This window comes from Aeromonas sp. 6P (genome assembly GCF_051919525.1).
Taxonomy (GTDB): domain Bacteria; phylum Pseudomonadota; class Gammaproteobacteria; order Enterobacterales; family Aeromonadaceae; genus Aeromonas; species Aeromonas veronii.
Map to the genome: position 1 here is coordinate 524010 of NZ_JBQBEO010000002.1, position 15217 is coordinate 539226.

General features: G+C 61.1%; 16 protein-coding genes and 1 pseudogene. 9 read left to right on the forward strand and 8 right to left on the reverse strand.

What is annotated here, in order from left to right:
- The first annotated feature begins 136 nt into the window (after positions 1-136).
- The gene (locus tag ACTG2J_RS02495; protein ID WP_439997132.1) at positions 137-1357 is read left to right on the forward strand and encodes a DEAD/DEAH box helicase; all 1221 of its coding nucleotides are present in this window, start codon (positions 137-139) and stop codon (positions 1355-1357) included.
- Positions 1358-1359: 2 nt separating this feature from the next.
- Here ACTG2J_RS02495 and ACTG2J_RS02500 read toward each other — a convergent pair.
- From ACTG2J_RS02500 to ACTG2J_RS02510, 3 genes and pseudogenes are all read right to left on the reverse strand, one after another.
- Positions 1360-2144, reverse strand: a pseudogene (locus ACTG2J_RS02500) (hypothetical protein).
- Complete coding sequence (locus ACTG2J_RS02505; protein WP_439997133.1) at positions 2141-3457, reverse strand: sphingomyelin phosphodiesterase; 1317 nt, start codon at positions 3455-3457, stop codon at positions 2141-2143. The pseudogene ACTG2J_RS02500 and the gene ACTG2J_RS02505 overlap by 4 nt, the downstream one beginning before the upstream one ends.
- Before the next feature lie 203 nt (positions 3458-3660).
- Positions 3661-4491 (reverse strand): CPBP family intramembrane glutamic endopeptidase, encoded by an 831-nt coding sequence (locus ACTG2J_RS02510; RefSeq protein WP_257686751.1) that lies wholly within the window; start codon positions 4489-4491, stop codon positions 3661-3663.
- A 120-nt stretch (positions 4492-4611) separates the two neighbouring features.
- Between ACTG2J_RS02510 and ACTG2J_RS02515 the strand changes: the two genes are divergently transcribed.
- Positions 4612-5349, forward strand: coding sequence for a substrate-binding periplasmic protein (locus tag ACTG2J_RS02515; protein ID WP_257686752.1), 738 nt, complete (start codon positions 4612-4614; stop codon positions 5347-5349).
- Between the two features lie 68 nt (positions 5350-5417).
- On the opposite strand, the gene ACTG2J_RS02520 is transcribed toward ACTG2J_RS02515, so the two are convergent.
- Positions 5418-5714 carry a hypothetical protein gene (locus tag ACTG2J_RS02520; RefSeq protein WP_103251372.1) on the reverse strand — a complete coding sequence of 99 codons (297 nt, stop codon included), beginning with the start codon at positions 5712-5714 and terminating at the stop codon, positions 5418-5420.
- Between the two features lie 66 nt (positions 5715-5780).
- The gene (locus ACTG2J_RS02525) at positions 5781-6155 is read right to left on the reverse strand and encodes a YacL family protein (RefSeq protein WP_031227767.1); all 375 of its coding nucleotides are present in this window, start codon (positions 6153-6155) and stop codon (positions 5781-5783) included.
- Between the two features lie 209 nt (positions 6156-6364).
- Here ACTG2J_RS02525 and ACTG2J_RS02530 point away from each other — a divergent pair, with 209 nt between their 5' ends.
- The 7 genes from ACTG2J_RS02530 to ACTG2J_RS02560 all read left to right on the forward strand — a co-directional run bounded on the left by ACTG2J_RS02530 (position 6365) and on the right by ACTG2J_RS02560 (position 13792).
- The gene (locus tag ACTG2J_RS02530; protein WP_201990752.1) at positions 6365-7480 is read left to right on the forward strand and encodes a sugar diacid recognition domain-containing protein; all 1116 of its coding nucleotides are present in this window, start codon (positions 6365-6367) and stop codon (positions 7478-7480) included.
- Between the two features lie 118 nt (positions 7481-7598).
- Entirely contained in the window at positions 7599-8861 is a 1263-nt protein-coding gene (locus ACTG2J_RS02535; RefSeq protein ID WP_167570819.1) for a GntP family permease, read from the forward strand.
- A 9-nt stretch (positions 8862-8870) separates the two neighbouring features.
- On the forward strand, positions 8871-10004 hold the full coding sequence (locus ACTG2J_RS02540) for a glycerate kinase (protein ID WP_439989039.1): 1134 nt from the start codon (positions 8871-8873) through the stop codon (positions 10002-10004).
- 232 nt (positions 10005-10236) lie between these two features.
- On the forward strand, positions 10237-10800 hold the full coding sequence (locus ACTG2J_RS02545; RefSeq protein ID WP_113740085.1) for an NnrU family protein: 564 nt from the start codon (positions 10237-10239) through the stop codon (positions 10798-10800).
- 58 nt (positions 10801-10858) lie between these two features.
- Positions 10859-11395 (forward strand): glutathione peroxidase, encoded by a 537-nt coding sequence (locus tag ACTG2J_RS02550; RefSeq protein WP_113740086.1) that lies wholly within the window; start codon positions 10859-10861, stop codon positions 11393-11395.
- An 82-nt stretch (positions 11396-11477) separates the two neighbouring features.
- Positions 11478-12413 (forward strand): LysR family transcriptional regulator, encoded by a 936-nt coding sequence (locus ACTG2J_RS02555; protein ID WP_005340335.1) that lies wholly within the window; start codon positions 11478-11480, stop codon positions 12411-12413.
- A gap of 182 nt (positions 12414-12595) precedes the next feature.
- On the forward strand, positions 12596-13792 hold the full coding sequence (locus ACTG2J_RS02560; protein WP_113740087.1) for a NupC/NupG family nucleoside CNT transporter: 1197 nt from the start codon (positions 12596-12598) through the stop codon (positions 13790-13792).
- Positions 13793-13893: 101 nt separating this feature from the next.
- Here ACTG2J_RS02560 and ACTG2J_RS02565 read toward each other — a convergent pair whose 3' ends face one another.
- The 3 genes from ACTG2J_RS02565 to ACTG2J_RS02575 are packed head-to-tail and all read right to left on the reverse strand — an operon-like array spanning position 13894 to position 15210.
- Positions 13894-14313, reverse strand: a complete 420-nt coding sequence (locus ACTG2J_RS02565) for a DUF4426 domain-containing protein (RefSeq protein WP_113740088.1) — start codon at positions 14311-14313, stop codon at positions 13894-13896.
- 43 nt (positions 14314-14356) lie between these two features.
- Positions 14357-14659 (reverse strand): DUF167 family protein YggU, encoded by a 303-nt coding sequence (gene yggU, locus ACTG2J_RS02570; protein WP_005340341.1) that lies wholly within the window; start codon positions 14657-14659, stop codon positions 14357-14359.
- Positions 14659-15210, reverse strand: coding sequence for a YggT family protein (locus tag ACTG2J_RS02575; protein ID WP_439997134.1), 552 nt, complete (start codon positions 15208-15210; stop codon positions 14659-14661). Before ACTG2J_RS02575 ends, yggU begins: the two co-directional genes overlap by 1 nt.
- Positions 15211-15217 lie beyond the last annotated feature (7 nt).

The following is a 15217-nucleotide window of genomic DNA, read 5'->3' on the forward strand; positions in this document are numbered from 1 at the left end:
TCTCTTGGTGATGGGTCAGCTAAAGTGTAGTCAGCCCGTCGTCAGCGCCCCTTGGCCAAACCATCATGGATAGGGTTTTACTTCTCGGCCCCCGCTCACTAGACTTCGCCTCCCACTTCTTTGTTGACGTAGCGCCATGACCTTTAGCGAACTTGCCCTTCATCCTGCTCTGCTTGCCTCTTTGCCCGCCACCTTGCAGACGCCGACCCGCATCCAGCAGCTGGCCATTCCAGCGGCGCTGGCGGGGCAGGATCTGCTGGCGCTGGCCCAGACCGGCAGCGGCAAGACGCTGGCGTTTGGCTTGCCGCTGCTGCAACGGTTGGAGCCTGCCTCCAGCCAGGTGCAGGGTCTGGTGCTGGTGCCGACCCGCGAGCTGGCGATTCAGGTCACTGCCGCGCTTGAAGAGGGCGCCGAGGCGCTGGGGCTGCGTATCGTGACGTTGTGTGGGGGCGTTGCGCAGGAGCGGCAACAGGCCGAACTGGCGCAGGGGCCACAACTGCTGGTGGCCACGCCGGGGCGGTTGCGGGATCTGCTGACCCAACAGGTGCTGGGGCTGGATGGTTTACAACTCTTGGTGCTGGATGAGGCGGATCGCCTGCTGGAGATGGGCTTTGCTCCCGACATCAAGGCGCTGCTCGGCTTTATTCCGGCGGATCGCCAGACCCTGCTCTTCTCCGCCACCTTGCCTGCCGAGCTGGAGGTGCTTGCCAACGGCCTGCTGCGCGCGCCTACCCGTATCGAGGCCAACCCCCTTAACAGCGTGGTAAACGAGATCGAAGAGCGACTCTATCTGGTCAACAAGAGCAGCAAGGTGCCGGCGCTCATCAGCTTGCTCAAGGAGCAGGCGTGGCCGCAGGTGCTGGTCTTTCTCAGTGCGCGGGATGATGCCGACGGGGTGGCCAGAAAGCTGGCCAAGGCGGGCATTGCGGTGGCTGCCCTCCATGGCGAAAAAGAACAGGCGGTGCGCGAGCAGGCGCTCAGCGATTTCAAAGAGGGCAAAATTCGGGTGCTGGTGGCCACTGACCTGATGGCGCGTGGCATCCATGTGGAGGCGCTGCCGGTAGTGATCAATCTGGACTTGCCCGCCAGCGCCCCTGTCTATGTACACCGCATCGGTCGTACCGCCCGGGCTGGCCGCGAGGGGCTGGCCATCTCGCTGGTTTGTCATGGCGAGAGTGACATGTTGCAAGCCATTCGCACCCTGACCGGCCGCGAGCTGCCGCTGGGGGATCTGGCCGGATTCCCGGTCACCGACCAGCCTGCCAGCGGAGAGGGCAAGCGCCCCCCTCGTGACAAGCAGGCCAATCGCCGTACTCAGGCCAAGCGCAGCGTCAAGCAGTTCAAGGGCAAGCGCTGACCTCAGGGTTTGCCTTGCTCCCGCGCGAAGAAGTCACGACGCCACTGGCTCAACACCTCCTCCTTGTGTTGTTGCCATAGCGCAGGATCCATCTGCTGTTGGCTGGCCGCCAGTTGCTGCTCCAGCTCGGCCAGCTCTCGCTGGTAGCGGCTGCGTTGATCGAGCTGTTGCTGGCGCGCTCCGGCAAACGCCAGCGTGGCTTCGGCCTTCTCTGCGGGCAGGAAGTGATGGGCCAGGGTGGCCAGCTCCTCATCTCCCCACAGCTGACGAGCTTGCTGCAGGCGGGCATCCGGGTTGAACAGCTCCACCGCCAAATCCGGATGATCCGCCACCCACCGATCCTGCAAATGGGTGAGGGCGTTCAGCCGCTCGGCCAGCGGTAACTGCTCGCTCTCTTGCGCCAACTGATCCAGCGCCAGGGCATAGCGCCCCTGTAGCCGGATCAGGCTCTCACCCTTGCTCAGCCACCCGGCCTCTGTTGCTTCCAGATTGCTCACACGCTGCGCCAGCGGCAACTCGCTGTCGCTGATCTCGCTGGCAAGCTGGTTGATCAGTTCATCCGGCATCGCCTGCCAGCTGCTGGGCACTTCTTTGCTTTTGCCATCCATCCCCTCAGCGTTTGACATGCGGGAAGGCGGCTCCCCGGTTCTGCTGGCAACTGCACATCGGCCGGAGAAGGCGTCGCCGACCGTTCTGGCGATATCGGGGACTGCTCTTCCTGCCAGCCTAGATTCACCAGCAAAAGGGTCAGGATAGCCAGCGCCAGTATCCCGTAACGGCGAGTCATCGGCTGATCTCTCCCTTGACCGGGAAGTGGTCTGAGAGGTTGCTGGCGGGCCAGAGGCTGCCATCGCTGCTGCGCGGGATCCAGATCGTGTTGAGGTTGTGGCTGGCGTTGCCGTACTCCCGACTCACTACCAGATAGTCCAGATACTCGACGTTGGCGCCACCGGAGAGTGGGCCACCGGCATAGGGGTTGATCCTGGGATCGAAGGTGGCTTCGGTATAGCCGCCATAGGCAGGTTCATGAGCGTTCAGATTGGCCAGCATGTTGGCGTAGTCATCGGCAAATTTGCGTTTGTTGACGTTGAAGTCGCCGCCATAGATGACGGTGTCGCTGGTGGGGATCTTCAGGCTGGCAGCCAGAGAGCGGATCTGGCCGAACTGGATCTGGCGCAGCTTGCGCGCCTCGTCGGTGTCGAAGCTGGCGGTGTGGGTGGCGAACAGGTGCCACGCCTTGCCCCCTTTGATCACCTCGGCGTACATCACCCCCTTGTCGGCGAAGCAGTCGGTGCCGGTGCATTGGGGATAGACCAGCTGTGCCTCCCGCACTATGGGATAGCGGCTGACGATCACCACGCCGCCGTCGTGGACGTTGACCCCGGGCTTGTCGAGTACCTTGGTCTGGTAGGGGTACTCTTTCGCCAGCGCCTGCAAAAAGCCCTCGCGGCGGCCATCGAATACCTCTTGCAGCAGCAGGGCGTCATAGCCCTTGAGATGCTCTGGCAGCAGAGCCAGCCGCTCACCGATGCTGGAGGCGATGACCGGCAGCGCCCAGACGTTGTAGCTGGCCACCTTGAGCCTGTTTTCTGTCGGTTCCGGCTGCTCCCGTTTTTGGGGTGGCGTGATCATATAGTGCAGATCGTCGTAGCGGCCGGTGAACTTGGCGGCAAAGGCCAGCTCTTGTGGCCCCGCCACGCGATGGATCGCCCGATCGTTTTGCCAGCCGGATGCGCTGGTCGGCGTCTCGCCACCGTGCTGCAAGGTGGTGTTCCACCAGGTTCCCTCCATCAGCTGGTTGAGCCGATAGACGTCGCCACCCGCTGTGGTCACGCGGGTTTCGAACAGATAGCTCTTGCCCGCTTTTATCCCCTCATAGCGATTGAAGCTGAGTACCATGGCGCTCTCCCACGGGCCCAGCTCGGTGCGGTGCTGGCTCCACTGACTGCCGGGTTGCAACTGGCCACTGCCGCTTTGGCGGATGTCGATCTGAAGCGGTTCAGGACTGTTGTTGGTGAGATAGACATCGGTATCGGCCAGTGCCAGTTGCGGGAACTGGCTGACCAGCAGCAGGGCGGCATAACTGAGGGTTTTCTGCATCACAGGATCCTTTTGGTTGCAGGGCAATGGAAAGTGACTGTTATGGCGAATGCAGAGGTCAGTTTGTTTACATTTTGGTTACAAGTAAATGAATTGGTTTTGTTTGGGGCTTTATGGAGGTGTAAAGCGAGCAAGGCAGCACGCTTAAAGAGAGAGGGAAGAGCGAGTGAAGGCGCCCGTGTCGGGCGCCTTCACTTCAGGAGTTAGCGGTGGGCCAGCGGGTAGGTAAACAGTGCCAGATGGGCGAAGTTGAAGGCGAAGTGGATCAGGATGGCTACGGAGAGTCGCCCGCTGAGCTGGAATGCCAGGCCATAGCAGCAGCCTGCCAGGGTCGCAAACAGCGCCAGCAGCGGGCCACCGGGCAGGTGGATGGCTCCGAACAGTAGCGCAGCCACGACGATGCCAATCCAGGGGCGGTAACGCTCGGTCAGCTCCTGCTGGATCGCGCCGCGAAACAGCGCCTCTTCTGCCACGCAGGTGAACAGCAGATTGTTGAGTGCAAACAGCCACCACCAGTGGGGCAGACCCACTTCCGGTTTCAGTGCCCCCAACTGCCAGGCGATGACCAGCAGGGCTCCCAGCGGCAGCAGTAACAGGGCCAGCGGGCGCCAGCGGATTGCGCCCCCCTTGCCCAGCAGCATCGGGCAGGCCAGCAGCAAGCCAAAGAGCAGCAGCGGTTTGTCGAGGTTCAGATACATGTTGAACGGCACGCTGGCGGGGCCTGCCAGCGCCTGATCCAGCGCCTTGAGATTGTTGAAGCCGGGGATTAGGTGCAGGGTCAGCGCAATCGCCCAGAGGATCAGCACCACTCTGGTCACCATCGCCCAGCGGGCGGGGAGGGTTGGCGCACGCCACGCCAGCAGTAATCCTGCGACCGAGACCAGCAGGGCGGGTAGCGTCATTCGGTCAAGCCACAGTGCCAGCAGCAGGGAGAGTCCCAGCAGAGCAAAGGCGGGAAGACGTTGGCGGAAGAGGGCAAGCAGCACTGCCAGTGCCAGCGCGCCCCAGATAAATGAGTCGGGAGGGGGTAACATTGGATCTCCTTGATCGAGGCAGGCGGCAACCTTAACAAGTGGGCGTCAGCAGGACAACCGCGCAGGAGGTGGTCGGATCCCTTCTCTATACTCATCAACAGGGTAAAGGGAGAGCAGCTGATGAAGCATTGTCTGTGGTTGTTGTGTTGTTGGTGTGTCTGGCTGCAGGCCGCACCCTTGCTGCTGGTGACCGGTGAGTTCACCCCCTATACCGGCAAGGCCCTGCCTGAAGGTGGCGAGAGCACCCGGCTGGTGACGACCCTGCTGCAAGAGGCCGGGTATCGAGAGCTCCAGGTCGACTACCTGCCCTGGCCCCGCGGCTATCAGTTGACCCGCAATGGGTTGGTCGCGGCCACCTTCCCCTACGCCTGGACTGCCGAGCGGGCCAAGCTCTTCCACTACAGCGCTCCCATTCACATTGATCGCCTCTCCTGGTTCACCTATCGGGGGAGCGAGGTCATTCAGGCTGGCCGCTGGCAAGGGTTGCGTGTCTGTATTCCGCTGGGGTGGAGTACCAGCCATGCCGACGGGGTGATCAAGAGTTTCGGGCTGGATCTGCAGCGCCCCAAGACCCTGGCACAATGTCTGCAATTGCTGGATCGCAAACGGATCGATCTGCTGCCGATGAACGAGACGGTGACCCGGGATGCCAGCCGTCAGCTGTTTGGCGATCCCTGCCATCTGCAGGCATTGCCCCACTTTCGTCAGAGCGACACCTTTTACCTGATCATTTCACGGCAGTACCCTGAGGCCGCCAACCTGCTTGAGCGCTTCAATCATGCTCTGGCTGCCGCCCGTGCCGATGGTCGCTATGACCAACTGGTCTCCCGAGCCGGAAAGGGGATCGATTGCCGTTGAGGGTGCACGGCCGGAAAACAAAAAGCCGGAGCAGTGGCTCCGGCTTTCTTTAATTGTTTCAGAGGCGATTAGCGGCCTGATTCGGCAATCACGCGGGCGATGATATCGGCGCGCTTGCTGGCTTCCAGTTCGCCCAGGGCGATCAGGCCAGCCTTGAAGATGATGTTCTTCGGCAGGCTGACGTCGTCCAGTGTGGCGATCGCTTCAACGTGCATGCCGTTCAGACGGCTGGCATCGCGCGGGCTCAGGTTGACCTGGGTGTTCATCACCTGCTTGCCTTTCTTCTTGGCAGGTGCAGCCGCTTTCTTGGTGGATTCCTGTTCTTCGTCTTCCGGCAGTTCGTCATCAAAATCGTAAATAGACATAGTCAATCCTGTTGAGTTAGGCAAAAGGGCACGTTTGCCCGACATAGTAATCCGACATTGGGTCAATCAGCCCATATCCTCGTTACGGATAAAGGCTCGCCAGGAGCCGAGCACCTGGGCAAAATCTTCCAGCCCGCACATGGCCAGCTGTTCATCATCGTAGTAGGCGAGATCGTCAAGATCCTCACCCAGCTCGATATTGAGGGCGTTGGCTTTCACCTCCGCCTCTTCATGGGTCAGCAGCAGGGAGTAGTCACCGCCGTTGAGCCGGTATTCGACTCGGGTGCGGTTGGAGAGCTGATCAATGATGGAGAAGAGCTCATCGAGCTTCTCCTCATCCTTGCCAACCTCGTCGATCAGCCACTGACCGATGGCTTCATGGCCCATGGAGAACCGGGCGCGATAGCCACCAAACGGGTCGCGGCGAAATTCATAATCCATAGCACAGTCCAGATCGGAGGGATGGGCCATCACGGGCAGGCGGGTGCAAGCACGCAATTCCTGCTCCATGGCGGGGCACACATCGGGTAAAGTGGCCTATTCTAGCGATCCCCCTCTCGCTTGTCTTGATGATGTGGCATCTTTGCGCCCATGTGCCCTGAATCGGCCCGTGGTGGCGTAGCCAGATCAGCCCCTTGTCCGGAGATGTTATGCAGTTAAACGATAATCTTGCCCGCCAGATCGTCGCACGGGCGATGAAGATCCTGTCGTTCTCGGTCAACGTGATGGACGAACACGGTCTCATCATTGCGTCCGGCAATCCGGAGCGGATCCATCAGCGCCACGAAGGGGCCGTGCTGGCGCTCACCGAAAACCGGGTGGTGGAGATCAGCGAAGCGACTGCCTTGCAGCTCAAAGGGGTGCGACCAGGCATCAATTTGCCCATCTCCTATCAGGGGGAGCTGATCGGGGTGATCGGCATCTCCGGCGATCCGGAGGAAGTGCGTGCTTACGCCGAGCTGGTGCGAATGACGGCAGAACTGATCCTGGAGCAGGCGGCGCTCACCGAGCAGTTGCAGTGGGACAAGCGCCACAAGGAGGAGCTGGTGTTGCAGCTCATTCGTGGTGAGGGGCGAGTCGATCAATTGCAGCAGGCGGCCCGTTTTCTCGGACTGGAGTTGGCCCAGCCTCGGGTGGTAGCCGTGCTGGCGCTGGAGGAGGCGGATCCGGCGCGTCTGCGGGAGCTGGTTCATCAGCTGGAAAATCCGGAGCGGGACAATCTGGTCGCCATCAACGGGCTCGACGAGATAGTGGTGCTCAAACCGGCGCAATTGAGTGAGGGCGTCTGGCAATCGGCGCAGGAGCGCAGCCGGATCAAGCAGTTGCTGGCGCGCATTCCCCACTTCAAGGTGCATATCGCGGTGGGCGATTACTTCGCCGGGATCGACGGGCTGGCGCGCTCTTACCAGACGGCGCGCGATACCCTGCGCCGTGGCATGCGGCAGGCGCCGCGCAAACAGGTCTACTTCTTCGAGGACTACCGTTTGCCGGTGCTGCTGGGGAGTCTGGCGGACTCCTGGCAAGCGGATCAGCTGCGCACACCGCTGCAGAAACTGGCCCGGGAAGATGGCAAAGGGGCGCTGCAGAAGACCCTGCGCCACTATTTCTTGCAGGATTGTGATCTGCATCGCTGCGCCGAAGCCCTGTTCATTCACCCCAATACCCTGCGTTACCGACTAAGCAGGATCGAGCAGATAACCGGGTTGAATTTCAACAAGTTAGACGACAAATTTTTGCTCTATCTCGGCCTTAATCTCGACTTGTGATTGTGAGATTTGACAAAAAACCACGTTTAAATGACGCAATTTTTGGTTTTTAAGCCAAAGCATTCTGATTGCAGATCTCCATAATGGCGGCCATTCACTCCCATTGAAGGTGTCCGTCATGATCCCGGTTACTGCCCTTGGCGCCATCGCGGCGCTCTCCATCGCCATCTTCCTCATTCTGAAGAAGGTTCCGCCTGCTTACGGCATGATCGTCGGCGCGCTCGCTGGCGGCCTGATCGGCGGTGCCGATCTGACCCAGACCGTTGCCCTGATGATCGGCGGTGCCCAGGGGATCACCACTGCGGTGATGCGGATCCTGGCGGCCGGTGTACTGGCGGGCGTGCTGATCGAATCGGGTGCGGCCACCACTATCGCCGAGACTATCGTCAAGAAGCTGGGTGAAACCCGCGCCCTGCTGGCGCTGGCGCTGGCAACCTTGATCCTGACTGCGGTCGGCGTATTCGTGGATGTGGCCGTTATCACGGTCGCCCCCATCGCGCTGGCCATCGCCCGCCGTGCCGACCTCTCCAAGGCGGCCATCCTGCTGGCGATGATCGGCGGCGGCAAGGCGGGTAACGTCATGTCCCCCAACCCCAACGCCATTGCCGCGGCTGATGCCTTCCATCTGCCCCTCACCTCTGTGATGGCGGCGGGCATCATCCCGGGTTTGTTCGGTCTGGTGATGGCCTACTGGCTGGCCAAGCGTCTGAACAACAAGGGCAGCAAGGTTGCCGCCGACGAGGTAGTGAGCTTCGAGGGCACCAAACTGCCGGGCTTTGCCGCCGCCATCAGCGCGCCGCTGGTCGCCATCCTGTTGCTGGCCCTGCGTCCGGTCGCCGGTATCGTGGTGGATCCGCTGATTGCACTGCCCCTCGGTGGTCTGGTCGGCGCCTTGATGATGGGTAAATTCAGCAAGGTGAACCAGTTTGCGGTCTCCGGCCTCGCTCGTATGGCGCCGGTCGCCATCATGCTGCTGGGTACCGGTACCCTGGCGGGCATCATCGCCAACTCCGGCCTGAAAGATGTGCTGATCAGCGGCCTGACCGCCTCCGGTCTGCCTTCTTACCTGCTGGCGCCGATCTCCGGTGCCCTGATGTCGCTGGCGACTGCCTCGACCACCGCCGGTACCGTGGTGGCCTCCAACGTATTCAGCTCCACCCTGATTGAACTGGGGATCAGCAGTCTGGCCGGAGCGGCCATGATCCATGCCGGTGCCACTGTGTTTGACCACATGCCCCACGGCTCTTTTTTCCATGCCACCGGTGGCAGCGTCCACATGGGGGTGGGGGAGCGCCTGAAACTTATCCCTTACGAAACTGCAGTCGGTCTGACCATTGCCACTGTCTCCACCCTGATGTTTGGCGTGTTTGGCCTCGCCTAAGGAATTGATATGAAAATTGTTATTGCCCCCGATTCATTCAAGGAGAGTCTGAGCGCCATGGCGGTGGCTGATGCCATCGAGGCCGGTTTCAAGCAGGTGCTGCCGAACGCCACCTACGTCAAATTGCCGATGGCCGATGGCGGTGAAGGCACGGTGCAATCGCTGGTCGATGCCACCGGTGGCCGGATCCTGCCGGTCGAAGTGACCGCGCCCCTAGGCAACAAGGTGCAGGGCTTCGTCGGCCTGCTGGGCGATGGCGAGCGCGCCGTCATCGAGATGGCCGCCGCCTCCGGTATCCATCTGGTGGCGCCCGAGCAGCGCAATCCGCTGCTCACCTCCAGCTTCGGCACTGGCGAGCTGATCCTGGCTGCGCTGGAGATGGGGGTGAAACATCTGATCCTCGGTATCGGCGGCAGCGCCACCAATGACGGCGGTGCCGGCATGATCCAGGCGCTCGGCGGCAAGCTGCTCAAAGCCGATGGCTCAGCCATCGAGCTGGGTGGCGCGGGTCTCAGTGAGCTCACAACCATCGATCTGAGCGGTCTGGATCCGCGTCTGAGCGATCTGGTTATCGAGGTAGCGTGCGATGTGAACAACCCGCTCTGCGGCCCGAAAGGCGCCTCTGCGGTGTTTGGCCCGCAGAAGGGGGCGACTCCAGAGATGGTGGTGCAACTCGATGCCAACCTCTCCCGTTATGCCGACTGCATTGAGCAGGCCGTTGGCAAGCAGGTGAAGGATATTCCGGGGGCGGGTGCCGCCGGTGGCATGGGGGCCGCGCTGGTCGGTCTGCTTGGTGCCGAGCTCAAGCCCGGCATCCAGATCGTCATCGAAGCGCTGAAACTGGCCGAGGAAGTGGCCGATGCGGATCTGATCATCACCGGCGAAGGGCGCATCGACAGCCAGACCATCCATGGCAAGACGCCAATCGGTGTCGCACGTTGCGCCAAGCAGTTCGGCAAGCCGGTGATCGGTATCTCCGGTTGCCTGACCGACGATTGCGGTGTGGTACATGATCACGGGCTGGACGCGGTATTCGCCGTGGTCAACCGCGCCATGTCTCTGCCGGAGGCGCTGGAGAGCGCCAGCACCAATATTCAACTCACTGCGCGCAACGTAGCGGCGCTCTATCAGCTCAAGGGCTGATCCGGTTCGGCCGATGGGCGCCATCGGCCACTCAATATCCCCGTTTGGGGCATCTCCTATCCCGCGAGATGTCTGACTGCCCTGGCACTTATTTGCCGATCCATCGTGATCGGCTCTTTTCTTTCCGTTCCTTTGTCTTGCCACACTTTTGACTCCATGGGTCAGCGCGGTTTTGATAGGCGCAAATCTCCCTTTACGGCATAGTGGTCGTACCAAGTACAAGGAGAGACTCATGTTCCTGCTGACCCTGGGGGTTGCGCTGTTTACCCTGATCCATCTCTACCCCTGTTTTGCGGTGGCCCATCGGGCGCGACTGCGCGAGCGGCTGGGTGAGAATCGCTACAAGGGGCTCTTCTCCCTGCTGGTGTTTGTCGCCATCGCCTGCATCATTGCCGGTTGGCGGTCGGCCAGCTCGCTGCCGCTCTACTTCCTGCCGGAGTGGGGGCCGATGACCATGACGGTGATGATGCCCTTTGCGCTGATCCTGTTCTTCTCCGGCCAGGGGCCCAACCATCTGCGCCGTTGGCTGGTGCATCCCCAACTGCTCGGTACCCTGCTCTGGGCGGTGGCCCATCTGCTGGTCAACAGCGAGGCGCGATCTTTGGTGCTGTTTGGCGGTATCGGGCTGTGGGCGCTGGTGAGCATGGTCTGGAGTTCGGTGCGGGATTGGCAGCGATATCCCCGCCCGGCGGCCAACTGGACGGGCACCGGCATCAGCGTCGGGGCGGGCCTGGTTGCCACCGCGCTGCTGGTGTTCTGGGGCCACGGCTGGCTGACCGGCATTCCATTGCATTGAGAGTGAACTGCGGCTCTGGTAACCGCGTATGATGGACAAAACAAAAGGAGTCTTGGCGATGAAATGGTTCACTCTGTTGCTGTTATTGGGGACCGGCGCGGCCTCTGCGGCGTGCCCCGATTATTTCAATGTGGAGATGCGGGAACTCAACAATGCCCAGCGCCACAACCTCTGTCAGCTGACCGAGGGCAAGGTGGTGCTGGTGGTCAATACCGCCTCCTACTGCGGCTACAGCGGCCAGTTCCGCGATCTGGAGCAGCTCTACCAGAGCTACAAGGATAAAGGGCTGATTATTCTGGGTTTCCCCTCCAACGATTTCTGGCAGGAGGCGGGCAACGAGACCAAGACCGCCGAGGTATGCCGCCGCGACTATGGCGTCACCTTCCCGATGTTCAATCGGGTAGCGGTGCGGGGCCCCGATGCTGTGCCACTGTTCAAGGGGCTGGCGGCGGCCGCTGATGGGGATGAGCCGAACTGGAACTTCCACAAGTATCTGGTGGGGCGCGATGGCAAGCTGATCGCCAGCTACGGCGCTAACCAGAATCCGGCTGACGACCCCCTCAAACTGCAGATCACCCGGGCGCTGGGGCTCTGACCCTACCCCTTGGCGGGCGGCTCTGGAATAATGGGCTCCCGCCACTCAATCCGGTTATCTTGTGCTGCAACGTCTTCCTCAAATGGTGATCTTCGATGCGCTGGTGCGCGAGCAGGGGATCTCTGCCGCCGCCCGTCGTCTCGGGGTCTCCAAATCCCATATCAGCAAGCAGCTGGCGTTGCTGGAGACCACCCTTGGCGCCCAGCTGGTCCAGCGCACCACCCGCCGCTTCGTCCTGACCGAGCTGGGTCAGGAGTATGCCCGTCACTGCCATGCGCTGGTGGCGGTGGCGCAGGAGGCGGACTCCATGATCGCCGAGCGGCGCGGCAAGGTGAGCGGCGTGCTCCATCTCGGTGTGGGCCAATCTTTTGGCCGCTTGCACGTCATTCCTCATCTCAAGGCGTTTCAGGATCGCTATCCCGAGCTGGAGCTGGAAGTCTCGCTGTTCGACCACAGAACCAATCTGGTGGATGAGGGGCTGGATCTCTGGCTCACCACCTATGAGGACAAGCCGGAAGGGCTGGTGGGACAGCGGCTGGCCGACATTGGCTTCGTGGTGGCGGCTTCGCCGGATTACCTGCTGAGCCACGGCACGCCGCTTCATCCCAAGGATCTGGCCCAGCACAACTGCATCACTTACCAGAGTCGGGAGCGGCGCTATCACCAGTGGTCGTTTCGCCAGGGCAAGGAGCGCCAGACGGTGCAGGTGGCGGGCAACTATCGGGTGGATATGGCGGAGGCGGTACGCGATGCGGCACTGGCCGGGCTCGGCATCGCCTATATCGCCAACTACTTGCTGGACAAGGAGTTACAGAGCGGCAAGCTAATCCCTGTGTTGCCAGGGTGGCGACCGAACCAGCAGATGGCGGTACACGCCGTTTATGCCCGGCGCGAACATCTGGATCCCAAGATCCGTCTCTTCATCGATTTCCTCAAGGCCCGCTTTGGCCCCGAACCCTATTGGGAGCAGCGACTGGCCCCCTGGCTCGGGGGTAAATTGTCCGGCGGTGAGGAATAATTGTTTCCATATAAGAACTCTCGATTTCTCCTGATACTAAAATCGAACCAAATCAGCCAGTTGGCGCAACCGATATCGTGCAAACGTTTTTTCTAACAGGCTTGTAACCAAGCGGACTTGCAGTGACAGGGGGAGAGGCGCAGAATCCGCGCCCATCTTTTGCCCCACCTGATGGAGTCCCTATGATTGCCCTGCTCGGCATCCTGAGTATCCTGGCGCTTGCCGTCATCTGCTCTGATAATCGTCGTCGTATCCCGTTGCGAACAGTTGGCCTTGCCCTCTGCCTGCAAATCATGTTTGCCGGTCTGGTGCTCTGGCTGCCTGCCGGTCAGCATGTGCTGAACGGGGTCAGCGAGAGCGTAAGCAGCGTGATTGGTTACGGTCAGGAGGGGATCGCCTTCCTGTTCGGTGATCTGGCCAAGTTCAAGCTGGGCTTCATCTTTGCCTTCAACGTGTTGCCGGTCATCATCTTCTTCTCCGCGGTGATCGCCATCCTCTACCATATCGGCATCATGCCGCGGGTGATCGCCCTGCTGGGTGGTGGCTTGCAGAAATTGCTGGGCACCGGCCGCGCCGAGAGCCTCTCCGCGACCGCCAACATCTTCGTCGGCATGGTGGAAGCGCCGCTGGTGGTCAAACCCTACCTCTCCAAGATGTCCGATTCCCAGTTCTTCGCGGTGATGAGCTGTGGTCTCGCTTCCGTCGCCGGTGGCACCCTGGTGGGCTATGCCAGCCTCGGGGTTGAGTTGAAATACCTGATCGCTGCCGCCTTCATGTCAGCCCCTGCCGGTCTGGCGATGGCCAAGATCCTGGTTCCGCCGAGTGTTGAAGAGGTGGATCACCATCAGGATGTGGAGATCCCCCGCGCTACCAACGTGATTGAAGCGGCGGCCGATGGCGCCATGTCCGGCCTCAATATCGCGGTGGCGGTCGGTGCCACCCTGCTGGCCTTCGTTGGCGTGATCGCCATGCTCAATGGTCTGCTCGGCTGGGCTGGTGGTCTGGTGGGGCTGGATCTGAGCTTCCAAATCATTCTGGGCTGGCTGTTTGCCCCCGTCTCCTGGCTGATCGGTGTGCCCTGGGATCAGGCGCAAGCCGCTGGCGCCCTGATCGGTACCAAGATCGTGGTCAACGAGTTCGTCGCCTTCATCGGTCTGGTGCAGGATCAGACCCTGAGCGAGTCGAGCAAGGCCATCGTGACCTTCGCCCTGTGCGGCTTTGCCAACATCTCCTCCATGGCGATCCTGATCGGTGGTCTGGGCTCCATGGTGCCGGAGCGCAAATCCTTCATCGCCCGTTACGGCATGCGCGCCATTCTCTCCGGCGTGCTGGCGAACCTGATGAGCGCCTGTCTGGCCGGTCTGTTTCTCGCCCTGTAACCGCTGCGGTACGGAATAGATGCAACAAGGGCGCCCTGATGGCGCCCTTGTCATATGGATAAAATGAAGCCCCGGCCTTGTTCGGGGCTTCTTGTTGCTGCTCAGTCGACGTAGAAGGTCTGCTGGAAGCTGAGGTTCTGTTGCTGCCCACCGCCCATGATCTTCAGGGTGAACTGATAGGTATCTTCGTTGCGGTAGGGGAGGGTCGCCAGATAGTAGATGGCATCGCCCTCTTTTACCTCCTGGAAGCTGAGGTTGCGGATGGTGCCGGTCAGGTTTTTGGCCTCACCGGTGATCCCCACGGCTTGCGCCACTTTCTGCTTGTCCTGTACCGCGATATTGATGATGGCGTTGTAGCGGCTGCGCTCCAGTCCATACGCCTTGGCGACCTCGGGTGTGAGGAAGCTGGAGTTGAAGGCGTTGTAGTGCACCAGCCAGGGCCCCAGCTCCTTCATCTGTTCTGCCTTGAGCGGCAGAGTCATCAGCAGTGCCAGCAGGCCACTCATCCAGGCCGTTTTCATCTGTCATCCCTCTCATATCTACGGTTGGCGCAGGCCGATTCATTCAGCCTTGCGTGTCATTCAGCAGCGCACTCACTTCTTGCGGCAACTGTTTGGGGCTGTCGATGGCGACGGTTTTGTGTCGCCCCAGCTCGCCCCGCACTATGGTGATCTGTCCCTTGGCCACCTTGAACTGCTTGGCTAGAAACTTGATCAGATGGCTGTTGGCCTGGCCATCGACCGGCGGCGCCGTGATGGCCACTTTCAGCTCTTCGCCATGCAATCCGATGATCTGATCCCGACTCGCCTTGGGCTGGATCACCAGATGCAGTACCAGTTCATCCCCTTGTTGCAGGACGGCTGGCATCAAATCATCCACCACAGCTGGCCAAACAGGTCACCCAGCAGGTAGTTGATGGCTTGCAGGCCGATAAAGGCGACCAGCACCGAGAGATCCAGCCCGCCCAGTGCCGGCAGTACGCGGCGGATAGGGGCGAGGAAGGGCTCGGTCAGCTGATGCATCACGTATTCGATGGGGTTGCGGCCCTGGCTGACCCAGCTCAGGATGGCGCGGATCAGCAGTACCCAGAAGATCATCGAGCCCGCTTTCTTCAGCACGGTCAGCGCGGCAAACAGGCAGATGCTGAGCCAGTCCGCCAGCAGCACGTTCATGCTCTTGAGCAGGGCCAGCTTGGCGAAGGCGATGGCCAGCGCCAGCACCACGGAAGCGAGATCGATGCCGCCAAAGCCCGGGATAACGCGGCGCAGCGGGATCACCAGCGGATTAGTCAGTTTGACCACCATCTGGCTGATCGGGTTGTAGAAGTCGGCACGGGCCCACTGCAGCCAGACGCGCAGCAGGATCACCATCAGGTAGAGATCGAAAACGGTGTTAATCAGAAAGTAAGCAGTGTTCATCTGGGCT